Annotated in this window: 25 protein-coding genes; 17 read left to right on the top strand and 8 right to left on the bottom strand. The window is 71.8% G+C overall.

The window, feature by feature from the left end; all coding sequences use genetic code 11:
* Positions 1-7 precede the first annotated feature (7 nt).
* From ACQYVW_RS04695 to recO, 4 genes are all read left to right on the top strand, one after another.
* On the top strand, positions 8-388 hold the full coding sequence (locus ACQYVW_RS04695; RefSeq protein ID WP_434934090.1) for a DUF4845 domain-containing protein: 381 nt from the start codon (positions 8-10) through the stop codon (positions 386-388).
* 4 nt (positions 389-392) lie between these two features.
* Positions 393-1,055 (top strand): ribonuclease III, encoded by a 663-nt coding sequence (rnc, locus tag ACQYVW_RS04690; protein WP_434946195.1) that lies wholly within the window; start codon positions 393-395, stop codon positions 1,053-1,055.
* Between the two features lie 63 nt (positions 1,056-1,118).
* Positions 1,119-2,048: a GTPase Era gene (era, locus tag ACQYVW_RS04685; RefSeq protein WP_434934088.1), complete on the top strand. Its 930-nt coding sequence runs from the start codon at positions 1,119-1,121 to the stop codon at positions 2,046-2,048.
* A 24-nt stretch (positions 2,049-2,072) separates the two neighbouring features.
* A complete protein-coding gene (gene recO / locus ACQYVW_RS04680; protein WP_434946194.1) occupies positions 2,073-2,828 on the top strand; it encodes a DNA repair protein RecO in 756 nt (251 codons plus the stop codon).
* On the opposite strand, the gene ACQYVW_RS04675 is transcribed toward recO, so the two are convergent.
* Positions 2,804-3,535 carry a response regulator gene (locus tag ACQYVW_RS04675; RefSeq protein WP_434946193.1) on the bottom strand — a complete coding sequence of 244 codons (732 nt, stop codon included), beginning with the start codon at positions 3,533-3,535 and terminating at the stop codon, positions 2,804-2,806. The two genes, recO and ACQYVW_RS04675, sit on opposite strands and share 25 nt — an antisense overlap.
* 33 nt (positions 3,536-3,568) lie before the next feature.
* Between ACQYVW_RS04675 and ACQYVW_RS04670 the strand changes: the two genes are divergently transcribed.
* The 11 genes from ACQYVW_RS04670 (at position 3,569) to ACQYVW_RS04620 (ending at position 15,199) form a co-directional block, all read left to right on the top strand.
* Positions 3,569-5,578 carry a translocation/assembly module TamB domain-containing protein gene (locus ACQYVW_RS04670; protein WP_434946192.1) on the top strand — a complete coding sequence of 670 codons (2,010 nt, stop codon included), beginning with the start codon at positions 3,569-3,571 and terminating at the stop codon, positions 5,576-5,578.
* Positions 5,579-5,615: 37 nt separating this feature from the next.
* Entirely contained in the window at positions 5,616-6,209 is a 594-nt protein-coding gene (locus tag ACQYVW_RS04665) for a YdbL family probable chaperone protein (protein ID WP_434934084.1), read from the top strand.
* 207 nt (positions 6,210-6,416) lie between these two features.
* Positions 6,417-7,748, top strand: a complete 1,332-nt coding sequence (gene rlmD / locus ACQYVW_RS04660; protein WP_434946191.1) for a 23S rRNA (uracil(1939)-C(5))-methyltransferase RlmD — start codon at positions 6,417-6,419, stop codon at positions 7,746-7,748.
* A gap of 2 nt (positions 7,749-7,750) precedes the next feature.
* Positions 7,751-8,254 (top strand): CYTH domain-containing protein, encoded by a 504-nt coding sequence (locus ACQYVW_RS04655; RefSeq protein ID WP_434946190.1) that lies wholly within the window; start codon positions 7,751-7,753, stop codon positions 8,252-8,254.
* Between the two features lie 38 nt (positions 8,255-8,292).
* Positions 8,293-8,985, top strand: coding sequence for a DsbA family oxidoreductase (locus ACQYVW_RS04650; RefSeq protein WP_434934081.1), 693 nt, complete (start codon positions 8,293-8,295; stop codon positions 8,983-8,985).
* 87 nt (positions 8,986-9,072) lie between these two features.
* Positions 9,073-10,080, top strand: coding sequence for a beta-N-acetylhexosaminidase (gene nagZ, locus ACQYVW_RS04645; protein WP_434946189.1), 1,008 nt, complete (start codon positions 9,073-9,075; stop codon positions 10,078-10,080).
* Positions 10,077-10,637 (top strand): hypoxanthine-guanine phosphoribosyltransferase, encoded by a 561-nt coding sequence (locus ACQYVW_RS04640; protein ID WP_434934079.1) that lies wholly within the window; start codon positions 10,077-10,079, stop codon positions 10,635-10,637. The genes nagZ and ACQYVW_RS04640 overlap by 4 nt, the downstream gene beginning before the upstream one ends.
* Before the next feature lie 107 nt (positions 10,638-10,744).
* Positions 10,745-11,500, top strand: a complete 756-nt coding sequence (locus tag ACQYVW_RS04635; RefSeq protein WP_434946188.1) for an S-methyl-5'-thioinosine phosphorylase — start codon at positions 10,745-10,747, stop codon at positions 11,498-11,500.
* Between the two features lie 98 nt (positions 11,501-11,598).
* On the top strand, positions 11,599-11,805 hold the full coding sequence (locus ACQYVW_RS04630) for a cold-shock protein (RefSeq protein ID WP_146386873.1): 207 nt from the start codon (positions 11,599-11,601) through the stop codon (positions 11,803-11,805).
* Between the two features lie 520 nt (positions 11,806-12,325).
* Positions 12,326-13,561, top strand: a complete 1,236-nt coding sequence (locus ACQYVW_RS04625) for an FAD-dependent oxidoreductase (protein WP_434934077.1) — start codon at positions 12,326-12,328, stop codon at positions 13,559-13,561.
* A gap of 12 nt (positions 13,562-13,573) precedes the next feature.
* Positions 13,574-15,199, top strand: a complete 1,626-nt coding sequence (locus tag ACQYVW_RS04620; RefSeq protein WP_434934076.1) for an acyl-CoA dehydrogenase family protein — start codon at positions 13,574-13,576, stop codon at positions 15,197-15,199.
* A 1,159-nt stretch (positions 15,200-16,358) separates the two neighbouring features.
* Here the strand turns inward: ACQYVW_RS04620 and ACQYVW_RS04615 are convergent.
* Both ACQYVW_RS04615 and ACQYVW_RS04610 read right to left on the bottom strand, forming a co-directional pair.
* Positions 16,359-17,306 carry an alpha/beta fold hydrolase gene (locus ACQYVW_RS04615; protein ID WP_434934075.1) on the bottom strand — a complete coding sequence of 316 codons (948 nt, stop codon included), beginning with the start codon at positions 17,304-17,306 and terminating at the stop codon, positions 16,359-16,361.
* A 49-nt stretch (positions 17,307-17,355) separates the two neighbouring features.
* Complete coding sequence (locus tag ACQYVW_RS04610; RefSeq protein ID WP_434934074.1) at positions 17,356-17,784, bottom strand: organic hydroperoxide resistance protein; 429 nt, start codon at positions 17,782-17,784, stop codon at positions 17,356-17,358.
* A gap of 117 nt (positions 17,785-17,901) precedes the next feature.
* On the opposite strand from ACQYVW_RS04610, the gene ACQYVW_RS04605 reads away from it, so the two are divergent.
* Complete coding sequence (locus tag ACQYVW_RS04605) at positions 17,902-18,741, top strand: AraC family transcriptional regulator (RefSeq protein ID WP_434934073.1); 840 nt, start codon at positions 17,902-17,904, stop codon at positions 18,739-18,741.
* A gap of 24 nt (positions 18,742-18,765) precedes the next feature.
* Here ACQYVW_RS04605 and ACQYVW_RS04600 read toward each other — a convergent pair whose 3' ends face one another.
* Positions 18,766-19,527 carry an isocitrate lyase/PEP mutase family protein gene (locus ACQYVW_RS04600; protein ID WP_434946187.1) on the bottom strand — a complete coding sequence of 254 codons (762 nt, stop codon included), beginning with the start codon at positions 19,525-19,527 and terminating at the stop codon, positions 18,766-18,768.
* Positions 19,528-19,658: 131 nt separating this feature from the next.
* On the opposite strand from ACQYVW_RS04600, the gene ACQYVW_RS04595 reads away from it, so the two are divergent.
* The gene (locus ACQYVW_RS04595) at positions 19,659-20,519 is read left to right on the top strand and encodes a helix-turn-helix domain-containing protein (protein ID WP_434946186.1); all 861 of its coding nucleotides are present in this window, start codon (positions 19,659-19,661) and stop codon (positions 20,517-20,519) included.
* Here the strand turns inward: ACQYVW_RS04595 and ACQYVW_RS04590 are convergent.
* The 4 genes from ACQYVW_RS04590 to ACQYVW_RS04575 are packed head-to-tail and all read right to left on the bottom strand — an operon-like array spanning position 20,509 to position 24,645.
* Positions 20,509-22,299, bottom strand: a complete 1,791-nt coding sequence (locus ACQYVW_RS04590; protein WP_434946185.1) for an ABC transporter transmembrane domain-containing protein — start codon at positions 22,297-22,299, stop codon at positions 20,509-20,511. The genes ACQYVW_RS04595 and ACQYVW_RS04590 overlap by 11 nt on opposite strands.
* Positions 22,299-22,889 carry an IMPACT family protein gene (locus ACQYVW_RS04585; RefSeq protein WP_434934069.1) on the bottom strand — a complete coding sequence of 197 codons (591 nt, stop codon included), beginning with the start codon at positions 22,887-22,889 and terminating at the stop codon, positions 22,299-22,301. The genes ACQYVW_RS04590 and ACQYVW_RS04585 overlap by 1 nt, the downstream gene beginning before the upstream one ends.
* Positions 22,886-23,986 carry a hypothetical protein gene (locus ACQYVW_RS04580; RefSeq protein WP_434946184.1) on the bottom strand — a complete coding sequence of 367 codons (1,101 nt, stop codon included), beginning with the start codon at positions 23,984-23,986 and terminating at the stop codon, positions 22,886-22,888. The genes ACQYVW_RS04585 and ACQYVW_RS04580 overlap by 4 nt, the downstream gene beginning before the upstream one ends.
* Positions 23,983-24,645: an RNA polymerase sigma factor gene (locus ACQYVW_RS04575; RefSeq protein ID WP_434946183.1), complete on the bottom strand. Its 663-nt coding sequence runs from the start codon at positions 24,643-24,645 to the stop codon at positions 23,983-23,985. The genes ACQYVW_RS04580 and ACQYVW_RS04575 overlap by 4 nt, the downstream gene beginning before the upstream one ends.
* Positions 24,646-24,702: the final 57 nt, after the last annotated feature.

The following is a 24,702-nucleotide window of genomic DNA, read 5'->3' as shown; positions in this document are numbered from 1 at the left end:
CATGCACATGCGTCGCAAACAGGGCGGCATCACCCTGCTGGGCTTCATCATCGTGGCCGCGGTGGTGGGGTTCTTCGTCTATATCGGCATCCGCCTGTTCCCGATGTATTCGGAGTACTACAGCGTCAAGTCCGCCCTCAAGGGGCTCGCATCCGAGCCCGGCGTCGGCAGCTACGAGCCGGCGCGGATCCAGGACCTGCTGTTCCGGCGGCTGTTCGTGAGCTACACGCAGAACGTCAAGAAGGAACACGTCAAGATCCGCCGCATCGACAGCGGATGGCAGATCGACGTGCAGTACGAGGTGCGCAAGCCCCTGGTGGCGAACCTGGACGTCGTGGGCAAGTTCCACGCAAGCCAGCAGCTGACACGGTCCGGTGATCCCAACTGACGGCATGGCGGACCGGTTCGCGGGCCATGTGTTCGCCGACCCCTCCCTCCTGCGCCAGGCACTGACCCATCGCAGCGCGGGGGCGCCGCACAACGAACGGCTGGAATTCCTCGGCGACGCGGTGCTGGGCATGATCGTGTCCGAGGCGCTGTATGCCCGCTGGCCCAAGGCCGACGAGGGTTCGCTCACCCGCGCGCGCGCCGAACTGGTGCGCGAGTCGTCGCTGGCCGACGTGGCGCGACGGCTTGCGATCGGCGAGCGGCTGACCCTGGGGCCCGGCGAAATGAAATCCGGCGGCCACCGGCGCGACTCGATCCTGTCCGATGCGCTGGAGGCGGTGATCGGCGCCATCTGCCTGGACGCCGGCTTCGAGGCCTGCCGGGCGGTCGTGCTGCCCTGGTTCGAGGAGGCGGTCTCGGCAGTCCCGGCCAGCAAGGTGGGCAAGGATGCCAAGACCCGCCTGCAGGAATGGCTGCAGGGGCGGCAGCGGCCGCTGCCGCAATACGAACTGAAGTCCGAAAGCGGCGAGGAACACGCGCGCGTGTTCGTGGTGCGCTGCGTGGTCTCCGACCCGCCAGCGGCTGGGGAAGGCGAGGGCGGGTCGCGCCGCGCCGCCGAGCAGTTGGCGGCGGCCGCGGTGCTGGAGCTGCTGCAAGGCGCGGGCTGACCCCGGGCGGGCAGGTGGGCCGCGCTCACCCGCCGCGACGCGCAAGTCCCCTACAATCCGTCCATGTCGCAGATCCCGCCAGCCGCGCACCGCGCCGGCCACCTCGCCGTCATCGGCCGCCCCAACGTCGGCAAGTCGACGCTGGTCAACGCCCTGGTCGGCGCCAACATCAGCATCGTCTCCAACCGCCCGCAGACCACTCGCCACCGGCTGCTGGGCATCGCCACCGTGCCGGGCGGCCAGCTGGTGCTGGTCGACACGCCCGGCCTGCACCGCGAAGGCGGCAAGCTGGCTTCGTCGGCGCTCAACCGCGTGCTCAACCGCGCCGCGCGCGGCGCGCTGGAGGGCGTGGACGCGGCCGCACTGGTGGTCGAGGCCGGGCGCTGGGACGAGGAGGATGGGCTGGCCTACGAGGCCCTGCAGGCGAGCGGCCTGCCGGTGGTGCTGGTGGTCAACCAGGTGGATCGCATCGCCGACAAGGCGGCCCTGCTGCCCTACCTGCAGCGCGTGACCGAGGGCCGCAGCTTCGCAGCGGTACATCCGGTCTCGGCGCTCAAGCGCACCGGGCTGGATGCGCTGGTGGCCTCGCTGCTGCAGCAGCTGCCCGAGCAGCCGCCGCTGTACGGCGAGGACGAGATCACCGATCGCAGCCAGCGCTTCCTGGCCGGCGAACTGCTGCGCGAGCAGCTGATGCGCCAGCTCGGCGCCGAACTGCCGTATGCGACCACGGTCGAGATCGAAACCTTCACCGAGGAACCCTCTCCCAAGGCCGGGGTGATGTACCGCATCGGCGCGGTGATCTGGGTCGAGCGCGAGGGCCAGAAGGCGATCGTGATCGGCAAGGGCGGGGTGCGCCTGCGCGACATCGGCAAGCGTGCGCGCGAGCGCATGGAGCGGCTGTTCGACGCCAAGGTGTTCCTGCAGACCTGGGTGCGGGTGCGCGAGGGCTGGTCGGACGACGAATCCGCGCTGCGCACCCTCGGCTACGAATAGACCTCGCGCCGCAGGCGGGCATCCGTGCGCTACGACGGCGAACCGGCCTTTGTGCTGCATGCGCGCGCCTGGCGCGAGACCAGCCTGCTGGTCGACGTGCTGACGCGATCGCACGGGCGGCTGGGGCTGCTGGCACGCGGCGTGCGTGGGCCGCGCAGGCAGGTGCAGTTCGCCGCGCTGCAGCCGCTGCAGCACGTGCGCCTGAGCGCCGTGCAGCGTGGCGAGCTGGCCAACCTCACCTCGGTCGAAGCGCTGGACGCGCCGCCGCCGCTACCCGGCCACGCCGCACTCGCGGCCTTCTACGTCAACGAGCTGCTGCTGCGGCTGGCGCCGAGGCAGGACCCGCATCCGGAGCTCTACGCGCTTTATGGAAAGCTGCGCGCGCAGCTGCACGATGCCGCCGCGCTGGCCTGGAACCTGCGCCGCTTCGAACGCGACCTGCTGGAAGCACTGGGATTCGGCTTCGACCTGGCCCATGACGGCGATGGCGCCGAGATCGATCCGGCCGCCCGCTACCGCCTCGATGCCGAACACGGCCCGCGCCGGGTGCTGGGCGAGCGGGTGGGCGAGTCGCGCGCCCGCTACGCCACCGGCAGCGCGCTGCTGGCGCTGGCCGAGGACCGCCGGCCGGCCGCGGCCGATCTCGACAGCCTGCGCGGCGCGATGCGCGACGTGCTCTCGCAGCACCTGGGGCAGCGCGGATTGAAGTCCTGGCAACTGGCGGGCGAGCTCGGCCGGCTGTCGCGCGGACCGGATCAGGGCCCCGACAGCGTGGCCTGAGCTGCGTCCTCGAAGGCGCGCAGCGCCGCGGCCGAGTCCGGCGCCGCGCGCAGCTGTCGCAGCGCCAGCTCCAGGCGGACCGCTCCCACGAATCCGCAGCCGGCCTCGAGCCGGTGCAGGAGATCGCGCAGCGCGGACGCATCACCGCCTCGCGCGGCTGCCGCCACGGCGGCGTGCGTGGCGGGCAGCTCGGCCAGGAACAGTCCGCGCATGGCGGCGACGTTCCCGGCGTCGCCCGCGAGCGCGGCCAGCGCCTGCGCATCGTCCCAGACCGGGGGCGACCGCATGCCGTCGGGTTCGGCAACGCGGTGCGACCTGGGCGCAGGCGATCCCGGATCCTCGGCGCGGTTGGCCAGTGCGCTGCGCAGTGCCGCCTGCCAGTCCGCGGCCGACAGCGGTTTGGCGAGCGTGCCGGCGAAGCCGGCGACGCGTAGCGCCCGATGGTCGCCTGGCTCCCGCGAAGCGGTGTGCGCGAGCGCGGGCGTGTCCAGGCCGCGGCTGCGCAGCCGCGCCAGCAGAGCGGCGCCGCTGCCGTCGGGCAGGTTGGCGTCGATGAGCCACAGGGCGTAGTCGTGGATGCCGGCCAGTGCCAGCGCATCGGCCATGCTCGCGGCCGTATCCACGCGCGCGGGCAGCGCTTCGGTCGCCGCCAGCAGGAAGGCGCGGCTCGTGGGGTCGTCCTCGACCAGCAGGATCCTTGGATTCATCGCCGCTTCCCGCGCTGCGGATATGCTCGCCCGATGCTCGGCCGCATCTTAACGCTGTTGCTGGTGCTGGCGTCGATGCCGGCTACTGCGCGCACCGCGACCGCGCACATCGACCGGATCGACGCGGCCGGCGTCGAGTTGCGCCAGGTGCGCGTGCGCCTGCATTGGCCAGCGGATGCGGCGCAGGGCGAACTGCGGATCGAGGCCGCGCGCATCGACGCGCCGGCGCTGGGCTACCGGTTCGCGGACCTGCGCTGGCAGTGTCCGCTGCTGCGGCCGCAGGCGGCGACCTGGAGCTGCGAGGGTCCGATCCGGGAGCGGGGTGGCCCGCCGCTGCAACTGGCGGTGGACCTGTCGCCGGCCACGACCGATGCCGTGCTCTCCGGCGCGGATGCGGTGCTGGCCCTGCACCGCACTGCCGCCAGTCCCGACGCCACCCGGCTCGAGCTCACCCGCGTGCCGCTGCTGTGGGCGCAGGCGCTGCTCTCGCAGGCCTGGGACGACGGACGTCTGGCCGCGGGCAGGATGGATGGAGCGCTGGTCGTGCATACCCCGCACGCGCGGCCGCTGCAGGTCGAAGGGCGCCTGGCCCTGGCCGGTGCGGGACTGGAGTCCGGCGACGGCACGATCGCGCTGGGCGATCTCGATGCGGATATGCGTTTCGACCTGCGCCTGCCGCCCTCCGGGGGCATGCTGCTGTCGCTCGATGGCGATGTCGCGCGCGGCGAAGCGCTGTTCGGCAATGCCTATCTGGCGCTCGAGGGCGCTCCGGTGGCGTTCGGCGTCGATGCCCGGCTGGCGGACGGCGGCTGGTCCGTGCCGCGGATCGACTGGCACGATCCCGGCGCGCTGGAGGCGCGGGGCGACGCGGAACTCGATGCGCAGGGCGGGCTGCGCCGCCTGGCCATGGAGGCGCATGCTCCCGCTCTCGGAGTCCTGCCCGGGCGCTATCTCTCGGGCTGGCTGGGACTGGCCGGGCTGTCCGGCCTGGCGCTGGACGGCAGCGCCGTGGCGCGACTGCAGGTCGCAGGTGGGGGACTGCAGGCGATGGACCTGCGCCTGGACGCGGTCGACATCGCCGATCCCCGTGGCCGCTTCCGCATCGACGGTCTGGCGGGCGAACTGCGGCACACCAACGGTGCGACGGTGGACAGCGCATTGCGCTGGCGCGGCGGTGCGCTGTACGAACTGGACTTTGGCCCGGTCCAGCTGCCGCTGCGCAGCGAGGCCGGCACGCTGCGGCTGCGCGATGCCGCAGCGCTGGACATGCTCGGCGGCCGCGTGCGGCTGGACAGCTTCAGCCTGACGCCGCCAGGCGGCGATGCAGGCCTGCGCCTGGGCTTCGGTCTCGCGCTGGACGCCCTCGACGTGGGCCGGCTGGCCGCGGCGCTGGACTGGCCCGCGTTCAACGGGACCCTGAGCGGCCGCATTCCCAGCGCCCGCTATGCCGACGAGCGCCTGGACTTCGACGGCGGCCTGAGCGTGCATGTCTTCGACGGCCGCATCGATGTGGGCGCCCTGTCGATGGAGCGCCCCTTCGGCGTCGCGCCCACGTTGTCGGCCGACGTCTCGCTGCACGACCTGGACCTGATGGGCATCACCGGCGCCTTCGATTTCGGCAGCATCAGCGGCCGCCTGCACGGGCGCATCGACGGCCTGCGCCTGGTCGACTGGACCGCCACCGCCTTCGACGCGGAATTCCATACCGAACCCCGGCGCGGCGTGCCGCAGCGTATCAGCCAGCGCGCGGTGCAGGATATTTCCAGCGTGGGCGACGCCTCGTTCGTCGGCAGCCTGCAGGGACGGCTGATCGGACTGTTCGACGACTTCGGCTACCGGCGCATCGGCATCGGCTGCCGGCTGGTCAACGAGGTCTGCGCGATGTCGGGCCTGGATTCAGCGGGCGCTGGCTTTACTATCGTCGAAGGCGCTGGCGTGCCCAGGCTGCAGGTGGTCGGGTTCAACCGCAATGTCGACTGGCCCACGCTGCTCGAACGCCTCGCCGCGGTGGCCGCCGGCGACGTCGCGCCGGTGGTGGACTGAGTCCTCGCCGCACCCCGTCAACGCAAGGAGTCGCCGCATGCGCCGTATCCTGGGAATCTCGCTGTTTTCGCTGGCGCTGTGCGCCTGCGTCACGATCAACGTGTATTTCCCCGCCGCCGAGGCGCGCGAAGCCGCGCGCGAATTCGTCGAGAACGTGATCGGCGACGAGGCGGCGCCCGCCCCCGCGCCGGTGCCGGGCGACGGCGGCATGGCGATGCGCGAGCTGCGTTTCGATCCCTGGCTGCTGCTGGGCATCGGCAGCGCGCAGGCGCAGTCGACGCCGGACATCACCATCCGTACCCCGGCCATCCAGGCGATCCAGTCGCGCATGGAGTCGCGCTTCGCATCCACGTTGCGCCCGCACTTCGACTCCGGCGCGCTCGGCTTTGCCGGCGACGGCAGCGTGGTGGTGCGCGATGCCTCGAAACTGGCGATCAAGGACCGGGTGGCGGTCAACGCCGCGGTCGCGGACGACAACCGCGATCGCAAGGCCGTGTATCGCGAGATCGCCGTGGCCAACGGCCATCCCGAATGGGAAGGGCAGATCCGCGACGTGTTCGCGCGGCAGTGGATCGCCAGCGCGCGCCCGGGCTGGTGGTACCAGCAGGGCGGGGCCTGGAAGCAGAAGTAGCGGCTGCCGGCGGTCTCTGCGCGCCGGGCCCCGGTGCGCGGAAAATCTGCGTGGCGGCCGGCTCCGACCATCGATGCCGCACCGGCCTCCTGCGCCTCCCGACCGCCTCGTGTGCGCCTGCGCGACGCGCGTCCCTGGCGACAGAGGCGGTCGACCCTCTAGGCGCATCTGCGACAATGGCGGCCCCCTGCACGCAACTGACGCCACGTGGCCCGGATCGACCAGACGCCCTTCGAACTCGACATCATCGACCTGAGCCACGACGGCCGCGGCGTCGCCCGCCGTGAGGGCGGCAAGACCGTGTTCGTGGCCGATGCGCTGCCGGGCGAGCGCGTGCTGGCCCGCCAGACCGCGCGCTCGCGCAGCTTCGACGAGGCGACGACGCTGGAGGTGCTGCAGGCCTCGCCCGACCGCGTGCAGCCGCGCTGCGCGCATTTCGGCGTGTGCAGCGGCTGCGTGCTGCAGCACCTGGAGGAATCCAGGCAGATCCTCGCCAAACAGCGGGTGTTGCTCGAGAACTTCGAGCGCATCGGCCATGTCGTGCCGGACGCGGTGCTGCCGCCGCTGACCGGAGGCGCCTGGGGCTACCGGCGCAAGGGCCGTTTCTCGGTGCGGCGCGTGGAGAAGAAGGACAAGACCCTGGTCGGCTTCCGCGAGCGCGACCCGCGTTTCGTCGCCGACCTGCGCGAATGCCACACCGTGGTGCCCGAAGTGGGCGTGCTGGTGGAGCCGCTGTCGGCGCTGGTCGATGGGCTGCAGGCGCGGCGCGACGTGCCGCAGATCGAATTCATCGTCGGCGACGCACAACCGGATTTCGACGGCGTGGCGCTGGTGTTCCGGCACCTGCAGCCGCTGGGCGAGGTCGACCTGGCGGCGTTGCGTGCGTTCGGCGAACGCCATCGCGTGGCGATCCACCTGCAGCCCCGCGGCGTGGACTCGGTGCACGCGCTGTGGCCGCAGGCACCCGCGCTGTCGTTCCGGCTCGAGGCCTGGGACGTGCGCCTGGCGTTCCGGCCGCTGGACTTCATCCAGGTCAACGCCCGGCTCAACGAGGACATGATCGCGCGCACCTTCGAACTGCTCGACCTGCGTGTCGGCGACCGGGTGCTGGACCTGTTCTGCGGGCTGGGCAACTTCACCTTGCCGATGGCGCGGCTGGTGGCCGAGGTCGTCGGCGTCGAGGGCGACGCGGGCCTGGTGGCGCGCGCGCGGGAGAACGCGGCGGGCAACGGACTGGCGAACGCCAGCTTCCACGCCGCCGACCTCACCCAGGACCAGCGCGGCGCGGCCTGGATGCGGCAGGGCTTCGACAAGCTGCTGCTCGATCCGCCGCGCTCGGGCGCGATCGAGGTGCTGAAGCAGCTGCCGCTGGAGCGCTTCGAGCGCATCGTCTACGTCAGCTGCCATCCTGGTTCGCTGGCGCGCGATGCAGGTTATCTGGTGAACGAGCGCGGCTGGAAGCTGTTGAGCGGCGGGGTGATGGACATGTTCCCGCAGACCGCGCATGTCGAATCGATCGCGCTGTTCGAGCGGGCTTGAGCATGGCGATCGAGATCGAGCGCAAGTTCCTCGTCACCGGCGACGCCTGGCGCGAGGCCGCGCACGAGGTCGTGCCCATGGCCCAGGGCTACATCAACGACCTCGGTGCCGTGGATCGCGGCGAACAGAACGCCTCGGTGCGGGTGCGCATCCAGGGCGATGCGGCCTTCCTCAACCTCAAGTCGCGCGAGCTCGGTCGCAGCCGGCAGGAGTTCGACTACGCCATTCCCGTCGATGACGCCCGCGCCCTGCTGGCGCTGTGCGTGGGCGGGGTGATCGACAAGCGCCGGCACCTCGTGCGCCATGCGGGCCATCTCTGGGAGGTCGACGAGTTCCTCGGCGACAACGCGGGGCTGGTGGTGGCCGAGATCGAGCTGTCCAGCGCCGACGAGGCCTTCGTGCTGCCGCCCTGGGCCGCCCGCGAAGTGACCGACCAGGCGCGCTACTACAACCTCGCGCTGGCCTCGCGCCCCTACGCGCGCTGGAACGCGGAAGAGCGCGGCTGAGGCTTGGCCCGCGGGCCGGACGCGATCATGATCGGGCCATGAGAATCGACGTCTGGTCCGATGTGGTCTGCCCCTGGTGCTGGATCGGCAAGCGCCGGCTGGAACGCGCGCTGGCGCTGCTGGGCGACCAGGCGCCGCAGGTGGAGCTGCACTGGCATCCGTTCCTGCTCGATCCCGACGCCGGCACCCAGCCGGTGCCCCTGCGCGAGGCCTATGCCCGCAAGTTCGGCGGACCCGAGCGCACGCAGCAGATGCTCGCCAGCACCCAGGCCACCGCGCGCGCCGAAGGGCTGCCGTTCGACTTCGATCGCGGCCAGGTGCGCGTGACCACCGTCCCGGCGCATCGCCTGCTGTGGCTGGCGGCGCGCGAGGGCGATGCCGGGCGCGTGGGCGAGGCGCTGTTCCATGCGCATTTCGCCGAGGGGCGCAATCTCGCCGACCGCGAGGTGCTGGCCGCGGCGGGCGCGGCAGGCGGTCTGTCCGAGGCGCGGGTACGGGCACTGCTGGACGGTGACGAGGGCGAGGCCGAGGTGCGCGCGGCGGTGGCGCAGGCGCAGGCGATGGGCATCCGCTCGGTGCCGACCTTCGTCATCGATGGCCGCCACGTGGTCCAGGGCGCGCAGCCGCCCGAGCTGTTCGCGCAGGCCTTGCGTCGGGCGGGCGCGGCCGCCCCGTCCCAGGCGGCGCCCGGTGACGAGGATTGCGGCGGCCCCGACGGCTGCCGCGTCTGAACGGGCCGTCCCGGCCGCGAGCGCCTGCGCGCGACCATCTGCGACAATGCCCCGGTGCGCGGCCGCGCACGTGAAGGAGACCCGCGGATGCTCGTGATCGGCGTTGCCGGCATGGAACTGAGCGCGCAGGAGCGCGACTGGCTGCAGAACGACGCCTGTGCCGGCGTGATCCTGTTCAAGCGCAACTTCAGTTCGCGCGCGCAGGTGATGGAGCTGTGCGCGGCGATCCGCGAATCCACCGCGCGGCCGCTGCTGATCTGCGTCGACCAGGAAGGCGGGCGCGTGCAGCGCTTCCAGGAAGGCTACAGCGACCTTCCGCCGCTGGTGGGGTTCGACCGCCTGTACGCACAGGATCCGGCCGCGGCGCTGAAGCTGGCCGAGGAACATGCCTGGCTGATGGCCAGCGAGATCCGCGCCACCGGCGTGGACCTGAGCTTCGCGCCGGTGGTCGATGTCGGCCATGGCAACCTCGCCATCGGCGACCGGGCGTTTTCCGAGCATCCGCAGGTCGTCGCCGAGTTCACCCGCGCCTACGTGCGCGGCATGCACTCGGTGGGCATGGCGGCCACGCTCAAGCACTTTCCCGGCCACGGCACGGTGCGCGAGGACACGCATTTCGACAACGCCGTCGACAACCGTCCTCTGGACGAGATCCGCGCGCACGACCTGGTGCCGTTCGTGGCCGGCATCGAGGCCGGCGCCGACGCGGTCATGCTCGCGCACGTGGTCTATCCGCAGGTGGCGCCCGAGCCGGCGGGCTATTCGCCGCGCTGGATCAACGAGATCCTGCGCGGCGAGATGGGCTTTCGCGGCGTGGTGTTCTCCGACGACATCGGCATGGCCGCGGCGTTCTCCGCCGGCGGCATCAAGGCGCGCGTGGACGCGCACCTCGACGCCGGCTGCGACGTGGTCCTGGTCTGCCATCCGGAACTGGTCGAGGAGTCGTTGGCGGCGGTCAGGCATCGCAGCCTGAACACCATGGCCCTGGTCGGCCTGCTGGGCCGCGGCGGGCTCGGCTGGGACGGCCTGCTGGCCGATGCGCGCTACAGTGGCGCGCAGGCGCAGCTGGCTGCGCAGCTGGGACGGACCGCATGAACGTGCCGAAGCTTTCGGAAATCCTCGATACCGCGGACCTGCTGTTCGACCGCGACGAGCTCGATGACGCGATCGAGACGATGGCCGACGCCATCCAGCCCGACTACGCCGACGACGCGCAGCCGCCGCTGTTCCTGACGGTGATGCATGGCGGCCTGCCGTTCGCGGCACAGCTTGCGTTCGCACTGGGCGAGCGCGGGCTGGACCTGGAGTTCGACTACCTGCACGCCACCCGCTACCGCGGCAACACCACCGGTTCGGGCCTGGCCTGGCTGCATCGTCCGGCCACGCCGATGCGCGGACGGCGCGTGCTGCTGGTGGACGACATCCTGGACGAGGGCCACACCCTCAAGGCGGTCAAGTACTGGTGCGAGGACCAGGGCGCGGCCGATGTGCGCGTCGCGGTGCTCGCGGTCAAGCAGCACGACCGCTGCGTCGACGGCATCTGCGCCGACTACCTGGGCGTGGAAGTGCCCGACCGCTACGTGTTCGGCTACGGCATGGACTTCCACGAGCAGGGCCGCAACCTGCCGGGGATCTACGCGCTCGGGGAGTAGCGACGCGGCAGTACGGCCGCAACCGGCCGGCTGCAGGCGCGACGCGTCCCGGGCGGGCGGGGCCTGACGGTATCCTTCCCGCTTCGTCCCGCCCGAAGCAGTCCAGCATGAACCTTCACATCCCGCTCGCCGTCATCGGCGGCACCGGCCTGTACGCCCTGGCCGAGCTGCAGGACATCGAGACCCACCAGCCGGTCACGAAGTACGGCGCACCCTCCGGCCCGATCCGCATCGGTACGCTGGACGGCAGGCGCGTCGCCTTCCTGGCGCGACACGGCGAGGGACATTCGGTGCCACCACACCGGATCAACTACCGCGCCAACCTGGCCGCGCTGCAGGCGCTGGGCGCGCGCCGCGTGCTGGCGCTCAACACGGTCGGCGGCATCGGCGAACGCTTCGGCCCGCGCGTGCTGGCCTGCCCGGACCAACTGATCGACTACACCTGGGGCAGGATCTCCACGCTCTGCGAGGAATCCGGCACCGAGGTGCTGCACGTGGATTTCGGCGACCCCTACACGCCGTCGCTGCGTCGGCAGGTGCTGGACGCGGCGCGGGCCGCTGGCGTGGAACTGGTCGATGGCGGTTGCTATGGCGCCACCCAGGGGCCGCGGCTGGAGACCAAGGCCGAGATCGCCCGCATGCGGCGCGATGGCTGCGACCTGGTCGGCATGACCGGGATGCCCGAGGCCGGGCTCGCGCGCGAACTCGGCCTGGAGTACGCGTGCCTGGCGATCGTCGCCAACTGGGTGGCGGGCGCAGGACCCGATCCGGATGAAACGATCACGCTCGAGGACGTGCTCGCCAACGTCGCCGCGGCATCCTCCGGCCTGCCCGCGCTGATCTCGACACTGTTGCGCGGGTGATTGCAACACCCCGGCTTGCTTTGCATACTCGACGGGCGCGACCGGCCGCCGACCGCGTCCGGGCGGGCGCCACCAGCCATCACGAGGTTTGACGAGTCATGCAATACGGCACAGTGAAGTGGTTCAACGACGCCAAGGGATTCGGATTCATCGCGCCTGAAGACGGCAGCGCCGATGTCTTCGTGCACTACTCGGCGATCGATTCGAAGGGCTTTCGCAGTCTCCAGGAAGGCCAGCGCGTCCAGTACGAAGTCACCCAGGGTCCGAAGGGTGCGCAGGCGGCAGGGGTACAGCCGGTCGCTTGAGATGTCCGCAAGAGATTCTTGAAGCCCCGCTCCGGCGGGGCTTTTTTCTGGGTCACGCCAACTCCGAGGGAGATACCGGTTTGCTGTCGACGATGGGGGGAGGGAGGCGTTTGCGCTCGGTCGCTTGGCATCGAATCCTGGCGAGGCGACCTGACGGGGGCCGCTGCGGTTGGCGGGCCTTCTCCGTGAATGTCTCCCGGCATCCGCCTGCAGGCGGATGCCTCCTGCTTGTTTTCGCCGCGGAGGCCCGCCGCCTGCAACGTGGCTCGGATGGCGGACGTTTGCGCAGGAGCGCAGCAGGGGCCATGGCTTTCCGCTTCCTGGAACGCCAAGCATGCCGACACGTCGGGTGCGGGTACCCCTGGGTGCGAGATCAAGGAGGAGGCGATGGCCGCAGGCCGTCGCCGGGGGACATTCGCAGCCAGGGGTATCCGCACTCGGCGACGCGAGAACGCAACAGACGCCGGGCTTTGACCTCAGGTAGCGGGGCGAGCCTTTCTCCCGGACCGGAGCGCCGCCGATGAAGCGTCGCATCGCCATCGTCGGTTACGGCAGCGCGGGGCAGTGCGCGGCGGTACTGCTCGAGCGCGACGGGCACTGCGTGGAGGTGTTCGAGCGGGTGCCGGAGCCGGGTCCGGTGGGTGCCGGCTTCCTGCTGCAGCCCAGCGGACTGCAGGTGCTGTGGCAAATGGGGCTGCTGGCGCCGGTGCTGTCGCACGGAGCCCCGGTCGAGCGCCTGTACGGGGATACGCCCTGTGGCCGCACGGTCATGGAGATGGGCTATGCCGGGCTGGATCCGCGCCTGGTCGGGGTAGGACTGCAGCGTGGCGCGTTGTTCTCGATCCTGGCCGGCGCATTCGAAGGCCATCGCCAGGTGCGTGCCGGGATGGCGATCGTCGCCCTGGAGGACGATGGCCGGGTGCTGGTGGACGCGCACGGCGGACGGCACGGCCCTTACGACCTGGTCGTGGTAGCCGACGGCGCGGCCTCGCTGCTGCGCCGACATGTGGGCGAGGTGCGCCTGGACCAGCCCTATCCCTGGGGCGCGCTCTGGTGCCTCGTGCCCGCGGTGGGCTGGCCGCATCTGCGCGAACTGCGCCAGCGCTACGTCGCCGCGCGGCGCATGGTCGGGCTGCTGCCGGTGGGCACGCGGCCGGGGGACGACACACAACGGCTGAGCTTCTTCTGGAGCCTGCCGACGGCGGGATTCGATGCCTGGCAGGCGGCGGGTGTCGATGCCTGGAAGGCCGAGGTGGCGGCGTTGTGGCCGGAGATCGCGCCGCTGATCGCCGAGCTGTGCGCGCCCGCGCAGCTGGCCCGGGCCAGTTATCGCGACAGCGTGCTGAGGCGCTGGCACTGTGGCCACGCGGTGCTGATTGGCGACGCTGCGCACGCGATGAGCCCGCAGCTTGGACAAGGCGTGAACATGGCGCTGCTGGACGCGATGGCGCTGGCCTCGGCGCTGCGTGCACGCGGCAGCGTGCACGATGCACTACAGGCGCTGCAGGCCGAGCGGCGCCGCCACGTGGCCATCTATCAGTGGTGGAGCCGCTGGCTGACGCCGATGTTCCAGTCCGATCTCGATACGGTGGCACGGCTGCGCGATCTTGCGCTGCGGCCCGCGGCCCGGCTGCCGCTGGGCAGGACGCATATGCTGCGGGTGCTGAGCGGCACCCAGCAGGGGCTGTTCGGCCGGATCGCGCTGGACGAGGCCTTCATCGATGCGCTGGCGCAGGGCGCAGGCAGGCCCGCATGAGAGGAGTGCAAGATGAGCGCAGCGACCACGCATCTCGTGGACAACCAGCCGCCGGAATTCGCGCCGCGCGACCTGTGGCGCGATGATCCGGCGCTGCGCGAGGCGCTGTCGCGCGAGGGCGCAAGCGCCTTCGTCGACACCGTCTCGGGGTATGGCGCGCTGGCGGGCGGCGAGCTGCTGGCGCTGTCGTTCGACGCGCACCGCGATCGCCCGCGCCTGCGCACGCACGATCGTGCGGGGCGCCGGATCGACACGGTCGAGTTCCATCCGCACTACCACCGGATTATGGAGGCGGCGATCCGCAGTGGGGTCGCGGGCCTGTCCTGGCAGCGGGCGGAGCCGGGGGCGCATGTCGCACGCGCGGCGCTGTCCTACCTGCACTACCAGGCCGAGCCGGGCAGCAGCTGTCCGCTGACGATGACCCATGCGGCGGTCCCGGTGCTGGCCGGCGCGCCGGCCCTGCGCGAGTGGAGTGGGAAGGTCGCGACCTGTCGCTACGATCCGCGCGATCTGCCCGTGGCCGACAAGCATGGCGTCACGCTGGGCATGGGCATGACGGAGAAGCAGGGCGGCAGCGATGTGCGCGCCAATACCACGACGGCCACGCCGCTGGCCGGGGGCGAGGACTACGTGCTGCGCGGGCACAAGTGGTTCTTCTCCGCGCCGATGAGCGATGGTTTCCTGGTGCTGGCGCAGGCGCCGGCCGGGTTGACCTGTTTCCTGATGCCGCGGCGCCTGCCCGATGGTGCGCTCAACGGGTTCCGGCTGATGCGGCTCAAGGACAAGCTGGGCGACTGGAGCAATGCCTCGTCCGAGATCGAGTTCGATGCGGCGCGCGCGCATCGGGTCGGCGAGGAGGGGCGTGGGGTGGCGACGATCATCCAGATGGTGATGCTCACGCGGCTGGACTGCATGCTCGGCTCCGCGGGACTGATGAGGATGGCGCTGTCGCAGGCGTTGCATCACTGCCGCCATCGCAAGGTCTTCGGCCGTGTGCTTCTGGAGCAGCCGTTGATGCGCAACGTGCTGGCCGATCTGGCGATCGAGGCGGAAGCGGCGCTGGCATTGTCGATGCGCGTGGCGAGGGCGGTGGATGCGGCGGGGCGCGATCCGGAGGAGGCGGCCTTCGCGCGGATCGCGACGGCGATCGGCAAGTTCTGGATCTGCAAGCGGGCGACGGCCTTCATCAACGAGGCGCAGGAGTGCCTGGGCGGGCTGGGCTACGTGGAGGAATCGCTGCTGCCGCGGCTGTACCGGCAGGCGCCGCTGAATTCGATCTGGGAAGGCAGCGGCAACATCCAGTGCCTGGATGTACTGCGTGCGCTGGGGCGCGAGCCGGAGACGGGTGCGGCGCTGTTCGCGCGGCTGGGGGCGGCGGCGGGGCGCGATGCGCGGTTCGATGCGTCGCTGGCGGCCCTGCGCGCTGCGCTGGCTGCGGGGGCGGGCGAGGCTGGCGCGCGGCGGCTGGTCGAGGCGATGGCGCTTCTGCTCCAGGCGGCGGTGCTGATCGAGGCCGGCAGTCCGATGGCGGAGGTCTTCTGCGGCAGCAGGCTGGGCGGGCGCGGTGCCTTGGTGTACGGGACGTTGGGACCGGAGGTGGATTTCGGGAGGCTGCTGGAGCGGGCTTCGGGCGCGTAGGTCCTGCGTGTGGGCGGCGCTTGTCTGCCGAGGCATCGGGCTTGCTTCGGCGAGGGGGTCGCGACCGGGTGGGCCTTGCGCGACCGGCGGGCCTCCTCCGCGAATGTCCCCCGGCCTGCGCCACTGCGCAGGCCCACCGGTCCGCACGCCGTGTATTCGGGTCCATATGTGGCCCCAGGACTTTCGGTGCGATCTTCACCGGCCTGCTTCGGCAGGCGCGTTGCGATCGGGATGGGCCGCGCGCAACCGGCGAGCCTTCTCCGCGAATGTCCCCCGGCCTGCGCCACTGCGCAGGCCTCCTCCTTGATTTCGCTACGAAGGCCCACCGGTCACGCGCGGTGCGTCTTCGGGTGCATATGTGGCCCGAGGATTTTCGGTGCGATCTTCACCGGCCTGCTTGGGCAAGCGCGTCGCGATCAGATGGGTCGTGCGCGACCGGCGGGCCTTCTCCGCGAATGTCCTCCGGCCTGCGCCACTGCGCAGGCCTCCTCCTTGATTTCGCTACGAAGGCCCACCGGTCACGCGCGGTGCGTCTTCGGGTGCATATGTGGCCCGAGGATTTTCGGTGCGATCTTCACCGGCCTGCTTGGGCAAGCGCGTCGCGATCAGATGGGTCGTGCGCGACCGGCGGGCCTTCTCCGCGAATGTCCTCCGGCCTGCGCCACTGCGCAGGCCTCCTCCTTGATTTCGCTCCGAAGGCCCACCGGCCGCGCACGGCGCCTTTTCGGATGCATATGTGACACCAGGGTCTGCGGGGGGTCTTCACTGGCCTGCTTCGGCAAGCGAGCCGCGACCGGGTGGGCCGTGCGCGAACGGTGGGCCTTTTCCGCGAATGTCCCCCGGCCTGCGCTACAGCGCAGGCCTCCTCCTTGATTTCGCTGCGAAGGCCCACCGGCCCCGCACGGCGCGTCTTCGGTGCAGTTGGTGGCACCAGGATCTGCCGTGCGATCTGGTCGGGGCTGCTTCGGCGAGGGCCGGCAGCGGAACAGGCCGCTGCGGTGGCGGGCCGGCCTTACTTTCTCGCTCTGCGATTCGCCCTTCCCGCGCTTCTCGGCACCGGCATGTGCTCCGGTGTTGGCGACGCATCGTGGGATCAGCAATTGCCAGTCGTGCGGGCAAGAAGACGCGGCCGCGGATGTCCGCGGCCGCGACCCTGTACTTACTTCTTCAGGAAGTCGAGCAGATCCTGGTTGAGCCTGTCCTTGTGGGTGTCGGTGATGCCGTGGGGCGCGCCGGGGTAGAGGATGACCTGCGCGTGCTTCACATGGCGCGGCACCAGCTGCGCCGACAGCTCCGGCGGAACGATCTGGTCGTCGCTGCCGTGGATCACGAGGGTCGGCACGTCGAACTTCGCCAGGTCGCCACGGAAATCGGTGGCCGAGAAGGCTGCGATCGACTCGTAGGTGTTGCGGTGGCCGGCCTGCATGCCCTGCACGTAGAAGGTCTGGATCAGGCCCTGGCTCGGCGTGGCGCCGGGCCGGTTGAAGCCGAAGAACGGGCCCGAGGCGATGTCCAGGTACTGCTGGGCGCGGTTGGCCTGGGCGGCCGCGCGGAAGCCGTCGAACAGCTCGATTGGCGCGCCGGCGGGATTGTCGGCGGTACGCAGCATGAAGGGCGTGACCGCGCCGACCAGCACCGCCTTCTTCACCCGCGACGTGCCGTGGCGGCCGATGTAGCGCGCCACTTCGCCGCCGCCGGTGGAGAAGCCCACGGCGGTCACGTCGTGAAGGTCCAGCGCGGTGATCACCGCGGCCAGGTCGTCGGCGTAGTGATCCATGTCGTTGCCGTCCCAGGGCTGGCTGGAACGGCCGTGGCCACGACGGTCGTGGGCGACCACGCGATAGCCGTTCGATGCGAGGAACAGCATCTGCGATTCCCAGCTGTCCGCGTTCAGCGGCCAGCCGTGGCTCAAGGTGACGACCGGGCCATCCTTCGGGCCCCAGTCCTTGTAGTAGAGGCGCACGCCGTCGGCAGTGACGATGTGGCTGCCGTCGATGGTGGCGGCGCGGGCGGCCGTTTGCAGGTCGGCCGCGGCGGGCGATGCAGCGGCGGCGTGGGTGGCGAGCGCGAGCGCGCCGGTGGCGAGGGTGCGGGTGATGGCGTTCATGGCGGCGGTCCTGTGTGGAGACGGGCGGGTACTGCAGTGGCGCGTGGCTTCAGCCGGCGATGGACAGCGAGACGTCGATGTTTCCGCGGGTGGCGTTGGAGTAGGGGCAGACGATGTGCGCCTGTTCGACCAGGGACTGCAGCGTGTCGCGCTCGACACCCGGTGCCGAGACGGCCAAGGCGGCTTCGATGCCGAAGCCGGTCGGGATCTGGCCGATGCCGACCTTGCCGGTGACGGTGGTGGAGGCGGGCAGGGCGACCTTCTGGCGCGCGGCGACGAACTTCAGCGCGCCCAGGAAGCAGGCCGCGTAGCCGGCGGCGAACAGCTGTTCGGGGTTGGTGCCCGGGCCGCCGGCGCCGCCCAGCTCGCGCGGTGTGGACAGCTGCACGTCGAGCACGCTGTCGTCGGAACGGGCGCGTCCGTCGCGTCCGCCCGTGGCGGTGGCGGTGGCGGAATAGAGGATCTGGTCGATGGCCATTGGGGGCTCCTGTCGGTGGGTGGGTGCCCGGGACGTTCCCGGTGAGGCCTACTTTGCGCGTGCCGTTGCGACGGCAGGTGACGTAAAGTCCGGAAAACTTGACCGGGAGTCTCTGGAATGGCGGATCGCCTCGCGGCACTGATGACCCATTTCCCGGTCGCGGCGCAGGTGTTCAATGCCGGGGCGCTGTGCGGAATCAACACCGTCGAGGACGAGTCGGGACGCGGCCAGCTGCATCTGGTGCGCGAGGGCGCGGTGTCGGTGCATTACGGGCGCGAGTCGCTGCAGGTGACCGAACCCAGCCTGCTGCTGTTCGCGCGGCCGCTGGCGCATCGCTTCGTCACCGATCCGGAGCGCGGCGCGGACATGGTCTGCGCGCACCTGGCATTCGAAGGCGGCGCGGCCAACCCCATCGCCACCGCCCTGCCGCCGCTGGTGTGCCTGCCGCTTGCCGAGGTCGACGGCGCCGCTCCCGTGCTTGGCCTGCTGTTCGAAGAGGCGTTCGAGCAACGCTGCGGGCGCATGGCCCTGGTGGAGCGCCTGTTCGAGGTGGTGATGATCCAGGTGCTGCGGCAACTGATGGAACGGGGCGGGATCCGTGGCGGCATGCTGTCGGGCCTGTCGCATCCGCGCCTGCGCGGCGCGCTGGTGGCGATGCACGAGTCGCCGTCACGCGACTGGACGCTCGATGCACTCGCGGGCGAAGCGGGCATGTCGCGCAGCGTGTTCGCCGCGGCGTTCCGCGACACGGTGGGCACGACGCCGGGCCAGTACCTGCAGGAGTGGCGGATCGGCCTGGTGCAGCAGGCGCTGCGCCGCGGGCGGCCGCTCAAGGCGGTGGCGGCGGACGTGGGCTACGGCAGCGAAGCGGCGCTCTCGCGTGCGTTCAAGGCGCACACCGGACAGTCGCCACGCGAGTGGCGCAGGCAGTTGCGCGCGCGCGACGAGGCCGCCTAGGCCTCGTGCATGCGCGGTCCCGGGTTAGGGCGAAGACGCGCCGCGTGCCTGGGTGCAGGCCGCGGCCAGGGCCTGCATGGCCGTCAGGTAGGGACCGGGCCCGTGGCTCACGCGGGCGACGCCAAGCTGCGCCAGCGTTGGAAGCGGGGGACAGCCCTGCATCGACATGATGTTGACCGGCAGCGGAGACCGCTGCACCAGTGCTTCGATCAGCGCGGGCGCGACCAGCCCCGGGACGAACAGGCCATCGGCACCGGCGTCGGTATAGGCCTGGGCGCGCGCCAGCGCGTGTTCGACCAGGCTCGCGTCGTGCGCGTCAGCCGGCCGCTGCAGGAACAGGTCGGTGCGGGCGTTGATGAAGAAGGGCAGCGCCCGCGCGTCCGCCGCTGCGCGCGCCCGGGCCAGCAGCGCGGCTTGTTCGGCAATCGGGCGCAGTCCGGACTCCAGTCCATCCTCGAGGTTGCCGCCCACCGCGCCGGCGTCGATTGCCCGCGCGACGGTGGCGGCCGCATCGCCGTAGCCGCGCTCCAGATCGACCGTCAGCGGCAGGTCGCTGGCCGCTGCGATCCGCGCGACCGTGTCGAGGGTCGCCTCCAGCGGCAGCTGTTCGCCATCGGCGATGCCGTGCGCGGCCGCCACCGCCCAGCTGCTGGTGGCCAGCGCATCGACGCCGCAGGCCGCGATGGCCTTCGCGCTGCCCGCATCCCAGGCATTGAACAGCAACAGCGGCTGCGGCCCGGTATGCAGCGCGTGCAGGCGGCGGGCGAGTTCGGTGCGTCGATGCATGTCGTGGCTCCTGGCCGGTGCGAGCGGCGCAGGCTGCGCCCGTGAGGCGTGCGCGGCAATGACCTGCGCGTCATGCCGGCATGACCCCGGGGTCATGGATGCCGGACCGCGGCCGGCCGTATCCTTGGCCCATGGATGGTGCGATCGCGAGGCACGGCAGCGACACCCGCCCGGGACCGGTCGGCGCGCGGCTGCGCGCATGGCGTTCGGCGCGGCACCTGAGCCAGCTGGCGCTCGCCTTGGCGGCCGACACGTCGGCGCGGCACCTGAGCTGCATCGAGAACGGCCGCTCGCAGCCCGGGCGGGAACTGCTGGCGCGATTGGCCGACGCACTGGAAATGCCGCTGCGCGAGCGCAATGCGCTGCTGCTGGACGCGGGTTACGCGCCGCTGTTCGCGGAGACCGCGCTCGGCGCGCCGGTGCTGGCGCGCATCGACCAGGCCATCGACGCGATCCTCGCCCAGCAGTCGCCGTACCCGGCGTTCCTGATCAACCGCCGCTGGGACGTGCTGCGCGCCAACGCAGCGGCCGAGCGGGTCAACCGGCTGATGCTCGGCGGCCGCCCGAGTGCGCACGACAACATCATGCGGCAGTTCTTCGACCCGGCCGACCTGCGTCAGGCGATCGCCAACTGGGAGGAGGTGGCGGGCGAGCTGATCCGGCACCTGCACGAGCAGGTCGCAGCGTCCCCCGGCGACCGGGTCGCGGCCGCGCTGCTGCAGGACATGCTGTCCTATCCGGGCGTGCCGGCGCGCTGGCGGCTGCGCGACCTGTCGAACCCGCCGTCGCCGCTGTTGACGACCGTCCTGCGCAGGGACGGGATCGAGCTGCGCTTCTTCTCGACCATCACTACCTTCGCCATGCCGCGCGACATCACCCTGGACGAGCTGCACATCGAGTGCTGCTTCCCGATGGACGATGCGACCGCGGCGCACTGCCGCGCGCTGGCGGCGGCTGCGGGAGATGCGGAAGCGCCGGCTCTCAGTCGATGAACTGCAGCCGCGCCAGTTCGGCGTAGAGGCCGCCCTGCGCCAGCAACTGTTCGTGCGTGCCCTGCGCGACGATGCGGCCCTGGTCCATCACCACGATCCGGTCGGCCTTGAGGATGGTGGCCAGGCGGTGCGCGACCACCAGGGTGGTGCGGCCTTCCATCAGGTGCTCGAGCGCGGTCTGCACCGCGCGCTCGCTTTGCGCGTCGAGCGCCGAGGTGGCCTCGTCCAGCAGCAGGATGGGCGCGTCGCGCAGCAGCGCGCGGGCGATGGCGATGCGCTGCTGCTGGCCGCCGGACAGGCGTGCGCCGCGTTCGCCGAGCTGTTCGTCGTAGCCGTTAGGCAGGGCGGTGATGAAGTCGTGCGCCTCGGCCGCGCGCGCGGCAGCCTCCACCTCGGCATCGCTCGCGCCCAGCCGCCCGTAGCGGATGTTCTCGCGCGCGCTCGCAGCGAAGATCGCGGGGTGCTGCGGCACCAGGGCGATCGCGCCACGCAGCGCGGAGGGGTCGAGCGCGGCGATGTCGGTGCCGTCGACCGCGATCCGCCCCGACTGCGGGTCGTGGAAGCGCAGCAGCATCGCGAACACCGTGCTCTTGCCCGCGCCTGAGGGGCCGACCAGGGCCACCGTCTCGCCCGGCGCCACGTCCAGGCTGAAATCGCGCAGCGCAGGTGCTTCCGGCCGCGAGGGATAGTGGAACGTGACCTGGTCCAGGCGCAGGGCGCCGCGCAGCGGCTGCGGCAGCGCCGCCGGCCGCGCCGGGGCCGTGATCAGGCTGCGCTCGCCCAGCAGTTCGCCGATCCGGCCCATGCCGCCGGCAGCGCGCTGCAGTTCGTTCCAGACTTCCGCCAGCGCGCCCACCGAGCCCGCGCCGAGCAGCGCGTAGAGCACGAACTGGCCCAGGGTGCCGGCCGTCATTTCGCCGTCGATCACGTCGTGCGCACCCGACCACAGCACCAGGATGATCGCGCCGAACACCAGCGAGATCGCCACCGCGGTCACCAGCGACTGCACGCCGATCCGCCGCCGCGCGGTGGCCACCGACAGCGCCACTGCGCCCGAGAAGCGCTCTCGCTCATAGTCCTCGCGCGCATGCGACTGCACGGTGCGGATCGCACCCAGCGCCTCGGCGGCGAGCGCGTTGGCGTCGGCGACCCGGTCCTGCGCCTGGCGCGAGATCGACTGCAGGCGGCGCCCGCCCAGGACCAGCGGCAACACCAGCAGCGGGATGCCGACCAGCGCCCACACCGCCAGCTTGGGCGCGGTGACCACCAGCATCACCACGCTGCCCAGCACGGTGACCACGCTGCGCAGGGCCACCGACATCGTCGAGCCGATTACGCTGCGCAGCAGTTCGGTGTCCGCGCTCAGGCGCGAGACCAGCTCGCCGCTGCGGCTGCGTTCGAAGAAGGCCTGGTCCAGGCCGACCAGGTGCGCGTAGAGCCGGTTGCGCAGGTCGGCGACCACGCGTTCGCCCAGCAGCGACACGAAGAAGAAGCGCGCCGCGGTGGCGACGGCCAACGCCAGCGCCACCAGCAGCACCATCGCGAAGGTCGCGTCGATATTGCTGCCGCTGCTGAAACCCTGGTCGATCACATGGCGCACCGCCACCGGCAGGGCCAGGGTCGCGCTCGACGAGGCCGCCAGCGCCACCAGCCAGGCCGCGAACAGGCCCTTCTGGCGGAGGACGAAGGGCCATAGCGTGCGCAGCGAGCCGATAGGCGCCCTGCCGGCATCGGACGCGGTGTCGCGGGCGCGACCGCGCCGGTCATGGGAAAACGCCATCAGCCTTCGTCGTCGAAACGTGCCCGGTCACGGGTGGCGTCGCGCAGGCGCGTTTTCAAGGCGTCCACCTGGTCGGCGGGCAATTCCAGCGCGATCCGCGCGCCGGTGGCGGCGAAGGTTTCGTCCAGTTTGGTGGCCGCGAAGGCTGGCAGCAGGTGGTGCAGCAGCGAAATGTCTTCGAATGGCACCTGCACCGCCAGCCGCGTGGTGTCGACCAGGGCCAGGCGGGGCGCCAGCCGCAGGCACTCGGCCGCGGCGCCGCCATAGGCGCGCACCAGGCCGCCCGCGCCCAGCTTGACCCCGCCGAACCAGCGGGTGACCACGACCACCACGCGGTCGTAGCCCTGGCCGTCGATCGCGGCCAGGATCGGCCGACCGGCGGTACCGGCCGGTTCGCCATCGTCGCTGCTGCGGTAGTCGCCGCCCAGGCGCCAGGCCCAGCAGTTGTGGGTCGCATCGGCGATCGACACCTCGTGCAGGAAGGCGGCCGCTTCAGCGGGCGAGCCGACCGGCGCGGCCCGCGCCAGGAAGCGGCTGCGCTTGACCTCGAGAACGTGCTCGACCGGGGCCGCGAGGGTGTCGAGCGTCATTCTTCGAGCAGCACGCGCAGGTCGGCCGGCACCTTTGCGTGCGGATGGCGGCGCACGAACTCGCGCAGGCTTGCGCGCGCCTCGTCCTCGCGCCCGGCCTGGCGCAGTTCGCGGATGCGCTGCAGCCAGTGCGCGCGTACGCCGGGCGATTCGGCGGACGCGGGCGGGCTGTCGTCCAGGGGCTGGTCGGCCAGTAGATCGGGTTCGACGGCCGGAGACGCTCTGGACCCGCTGACCGTGAGCGGTTCCCGCGCAGGCGCCGCGATGGACCGTGTCTGCGGCTCCGGTGGCGGCGCAACGCCCGCCGCAGGCATAGCGGGAGCGGGCGAGGCGACCGCGGCTTCGGACGGTGGGGGCGGCGCCGGCGGGGCCGGCGGCGGAGGCGGGGGCACGAACCGCCGTGCGTCCGCGGCAGGGGCCGGCGCGGCACGCCGCGGCGCGGGGGACGCTTCGGCCGCAGGTGCGATCACTGCCGAGGGCACGGGCGCCGGCACGGGCGCGGGCGGCGGAGCCGCCATCGCAGCCGCCTCGCGGGCAGCCAGCCGCGCTGCTGCCTGGCGCGCCAAAGCCTGCCGCGCCTCGGCCTGTGCCGTGGCCTCGGCCGCATCGCGCGCGGCCTGCGCGGACGGGCTGGGCGCGCGCTCCACTTCCTCCGGCACGGCGGAGGCGGGCGCCGCCTGGACCGCCAGATCGGCTTCCGCCGATGGCAGGGAGGCGCCATGGGCGTCGGGGCGAACGGGCGTGTCCGCGACCGCCTCGTCCGCAGCCGGTGCGTGCATGGCGTTGGCCGCAGCCGGCGCGGGAACGCGCTCGGCGGCGGTCTCCAGCACGTGCTGGTCCGGCAGCGGCCGCAGTTGCCAGGCCACGCCCATCGCGACCGCCAGCGAGGCCGCCAAGCCCATGGCCACCGGCCAGCGGCGGCGCGCCCGGCGCGGCATGGTCTGGACCGGCGGGGTGGACGCGGACGCGGCATGGGCGGCAGCCAGGATCCTGGCGTCGAGCGCCGACGGCGGGGCGGCCGCAGCGTCCAGCCGCGACAGCCGCTGGGCCAGGTCGCGCTCTTCCGGCGACAGTGGTTCGCGTTCGTGGCGGCTCATGGCGCAGCGCTCCCCAGCCGCGCGCGCAGCTTGTCCATGGCGTAGCGCAGGCGCGATTTCACCGTCTCCCGGCCGACCCCGGTCACCTCGCCGATCTCCTCCAGGCTCAGTTCCTGCTCCAGGCGCAGCACGATGACCTCGCGCTGCTCCGGCGGCAGTTCGTCCAGCGCCAGCTGCAGCCGGCGCCGCTGCTCGAATTCCGACAGCAGCCGTTCGGGCGTGTCCGGGTCCGGCACCCGGGCGGTGCGCTCGTCCGCGTCGGCGGGCGCAGGCGGCCGGTGCTGCAGTGCGCGCCAGTGGTCGGCCAGCCGGTTGTGGGCGATGCGGTACAGCCAGGTGGCGAACGCCGCGTCCGGCGTCCAGCCGCCGCGCGCGGCGATCAGCTTCTGCCACACGTCCTGGAACAGTTCGTCGGCAAGCGCCGCGTCGCGCAACTGGCGCATCAGGAAGCGGTACAGGCGCAGCCGGTGGCGGCCGTACAGCGTCTCGAAGGCGCTCACGTCGCCGGCGGCATAGGCCAGCATCAGCGTCTCGTCGCTGGCTTCGGGGTCGCTGGCTGGCGCGGCGTCGTACACCGGCAGCAGGGTAAGCGCTGGCCCGGTGCGAGTGAAGCCGGGCGCGCGCGGCTGCGCCAGTCCGCAGGTGGGGGAGGAGGACATGGACATGGCAACGGGCGAGGGGCGCAAGCGGGGTTGCCGGTTCGCGCGCCGGATCCC

The organism is Luteimonas campi, from assembly GCF_051162505.1.
Lineage (GTDB): Bacteria > Pseudomonadota > Gammaproteobacteria > Xanthomonadales > Xanthomonadaceae > Luteimonas.
The sequence above is the reverse complement of the archived record's forward strand: the minus strand, read 5'-3'. Positions and strand labels throughout refer to the sequence as shown.

Excerpts from the sequence above, each read along its gene's own strand:
- ACQYVW_RS04640 (WP_434934079.1), top strand. The coding sequence starts at position 10,077 with ATGAACGTGCCGAAGCTTTCGGAAATCCTCGATACCGCGGACCTGCTG.
- ACQYVW_RS04635 (WP_434946188.1), top strand. The coding sequence starts at position 10,745 with ATGAACCTTCACATCCCGCTCGCCGTCATCGGCGGCACCGGCCTGTAC.
- era (WP_434934088.1), top strand. The coding sequence starts at position 1,119 with ATGTCGCAGATCCCGCCAGCCGCGCACCGCGCCGGCCACCTCGCCGTC.
- ACQYVW_RS04610 (WP_434934074.1), bottom strand. The coding sequence starts at position 17,784 with ATGGCCATCGACCAGATCCTCTATTCCGCCACCGCCACCGCCACGGGC.
- ACQYVW_RS04630 (WP_146386873.1), top strand. The coding sequence starts at position 11,599 with ATGCAATACGGCACAGTGAAGTGGTTCAACGACGCCAAGGGATTCGGA.
- ACQYVW_RS04620 (WP_434934076.1), top strand. The coding sequence starts at position 13,574 with ATGAGCGCAGCGACCACGCATCTCGTGGACAACCAGCCGCCGGAATTC.
- ACQYVW_RS04650 (WP_434934081.1), top strand. The coding sequence starts at position 8,293 with ATGAGAATCGACGTCTGGTCCGATGTGGTCTGCCCCTGGTGCTGGATC.
- ACQYVW_RS04575 (WP_434946183.1), bottom strand. The coding sequence starts at position 24,645 with ATGTCCTCCTCCCCCACCTGCGGACTGGCGCAGCCGCGCGCGCCCGGC.
- ACQYVW_RS04670 (WP_434946192.1), top strand. The coding sequence starts at position 3,569 with ATGCTCGGCCGCATCTTAACGCTGTTGCTGGTGCTGGCGTCGATGCCG.
- ACQYVW_RS04580 (WP_434946184.1), bottom strand. The coding sequence starts at position 23,986 with ATGAGCCGCCACGAACGCGAACCACTGTCGCCGGAAGAGCGCGACCTG.
- ACQYVW_RS04675 (WP_434946193.1), bottom strand. The coding sequence starts at position 3,535 with ATGAATCCAAGGATCCTGCTGGTCGAGGACGACCCCACGAGCCGCGCC.
- nagZ (WP_434946189.1), top strand. The coding sequence starts at position 9,073 with ATGCTCGTGATCGGCGTTGCCGGCATGGAACTGAGCGCGCAGGAGCGC.
- ACQYVW_RS04665 (WP_434934084.1), top strand. The coding sequence starts at position 5,616 with ATGCGCCGTATCCTGGGAATCTCGCTGTTTTCGCTGGCGCTGTGCGCC.
- ACQYVW_RS04600 (WP_434946187.1), bottom strand. The coding sequence starts at position 19,527 with ATGCATCGACGCACCGAACTCGCCCGCCGCCTGCACGCGCTGCATACC.
- ACQYVW_RS04595 (WP_434946186.1), top strand. The coding sequence starts at position 19,659 with ATGGATGGTGCGATCGCGAGGCACGGCAGCGACACCCGCCCGGGACCG.
- ACQYVW_RS04590 (WP_434946185.1), bottom strand. The coding sequence starts at position 22,299 with ATGGCGTTTTCCCATGACCGGCGCGGTCGCGCCCGCGACACCGCGTCC.
- ACQYVW_RS04695 (WP_434934090.1), top strand. The coding sequence starts at position 8 with ATGCGTCGCAAACAGGGCGGCATCACCCTGCTGGGCTTCATCATCGTG.
- ACQYVW_RS04585 (WP_434934069.1), bottom strand. The coding sequence starts at position 22,889 with ATGACGCTCGACACCCTCGCGGCCCCGGTCGAGCACGTTCTCGAGGTC.
- rnc (WP_434946195.1), top strand. The coding sequence starts at position 393 with ATGGCGGACCGGTTCGCGGGCCATGTGTTCGCCGACCCCTCCCTCCTG.
- ACQYVW_RS04655 (WP_434946190.1), top strand. The coding sequence starts at position 7,751 with ATGGCGATCGAGATCGAGCGCAAGTTCCTCGTCACCGGCGACGCCTGG.
- ACQYVW_RS04605 (WP_434934073.1), top strand. The coding sequence starts at position 17,902 with ATGGCGGATCGCCTCGCGGCACTGATGACCCATTTCCCGGTCGCGGCG.
- ACQYVW_RS04615 (WP_434934075.1), bottom strand. The coding sequence starts at position 17,306 with ATGAACGCCATCACCCGCACCCTCGCCACCGGCGCGCTCGCGCTCGCC.
- ACQYVW_RS04625 (WP_434934077.1), top strand. The coding sequence starts at position 12,326 with ATGAAGCGTCGCATCGCCATCGTCGGTTACGGCAGCGCGGGGCAGTGC.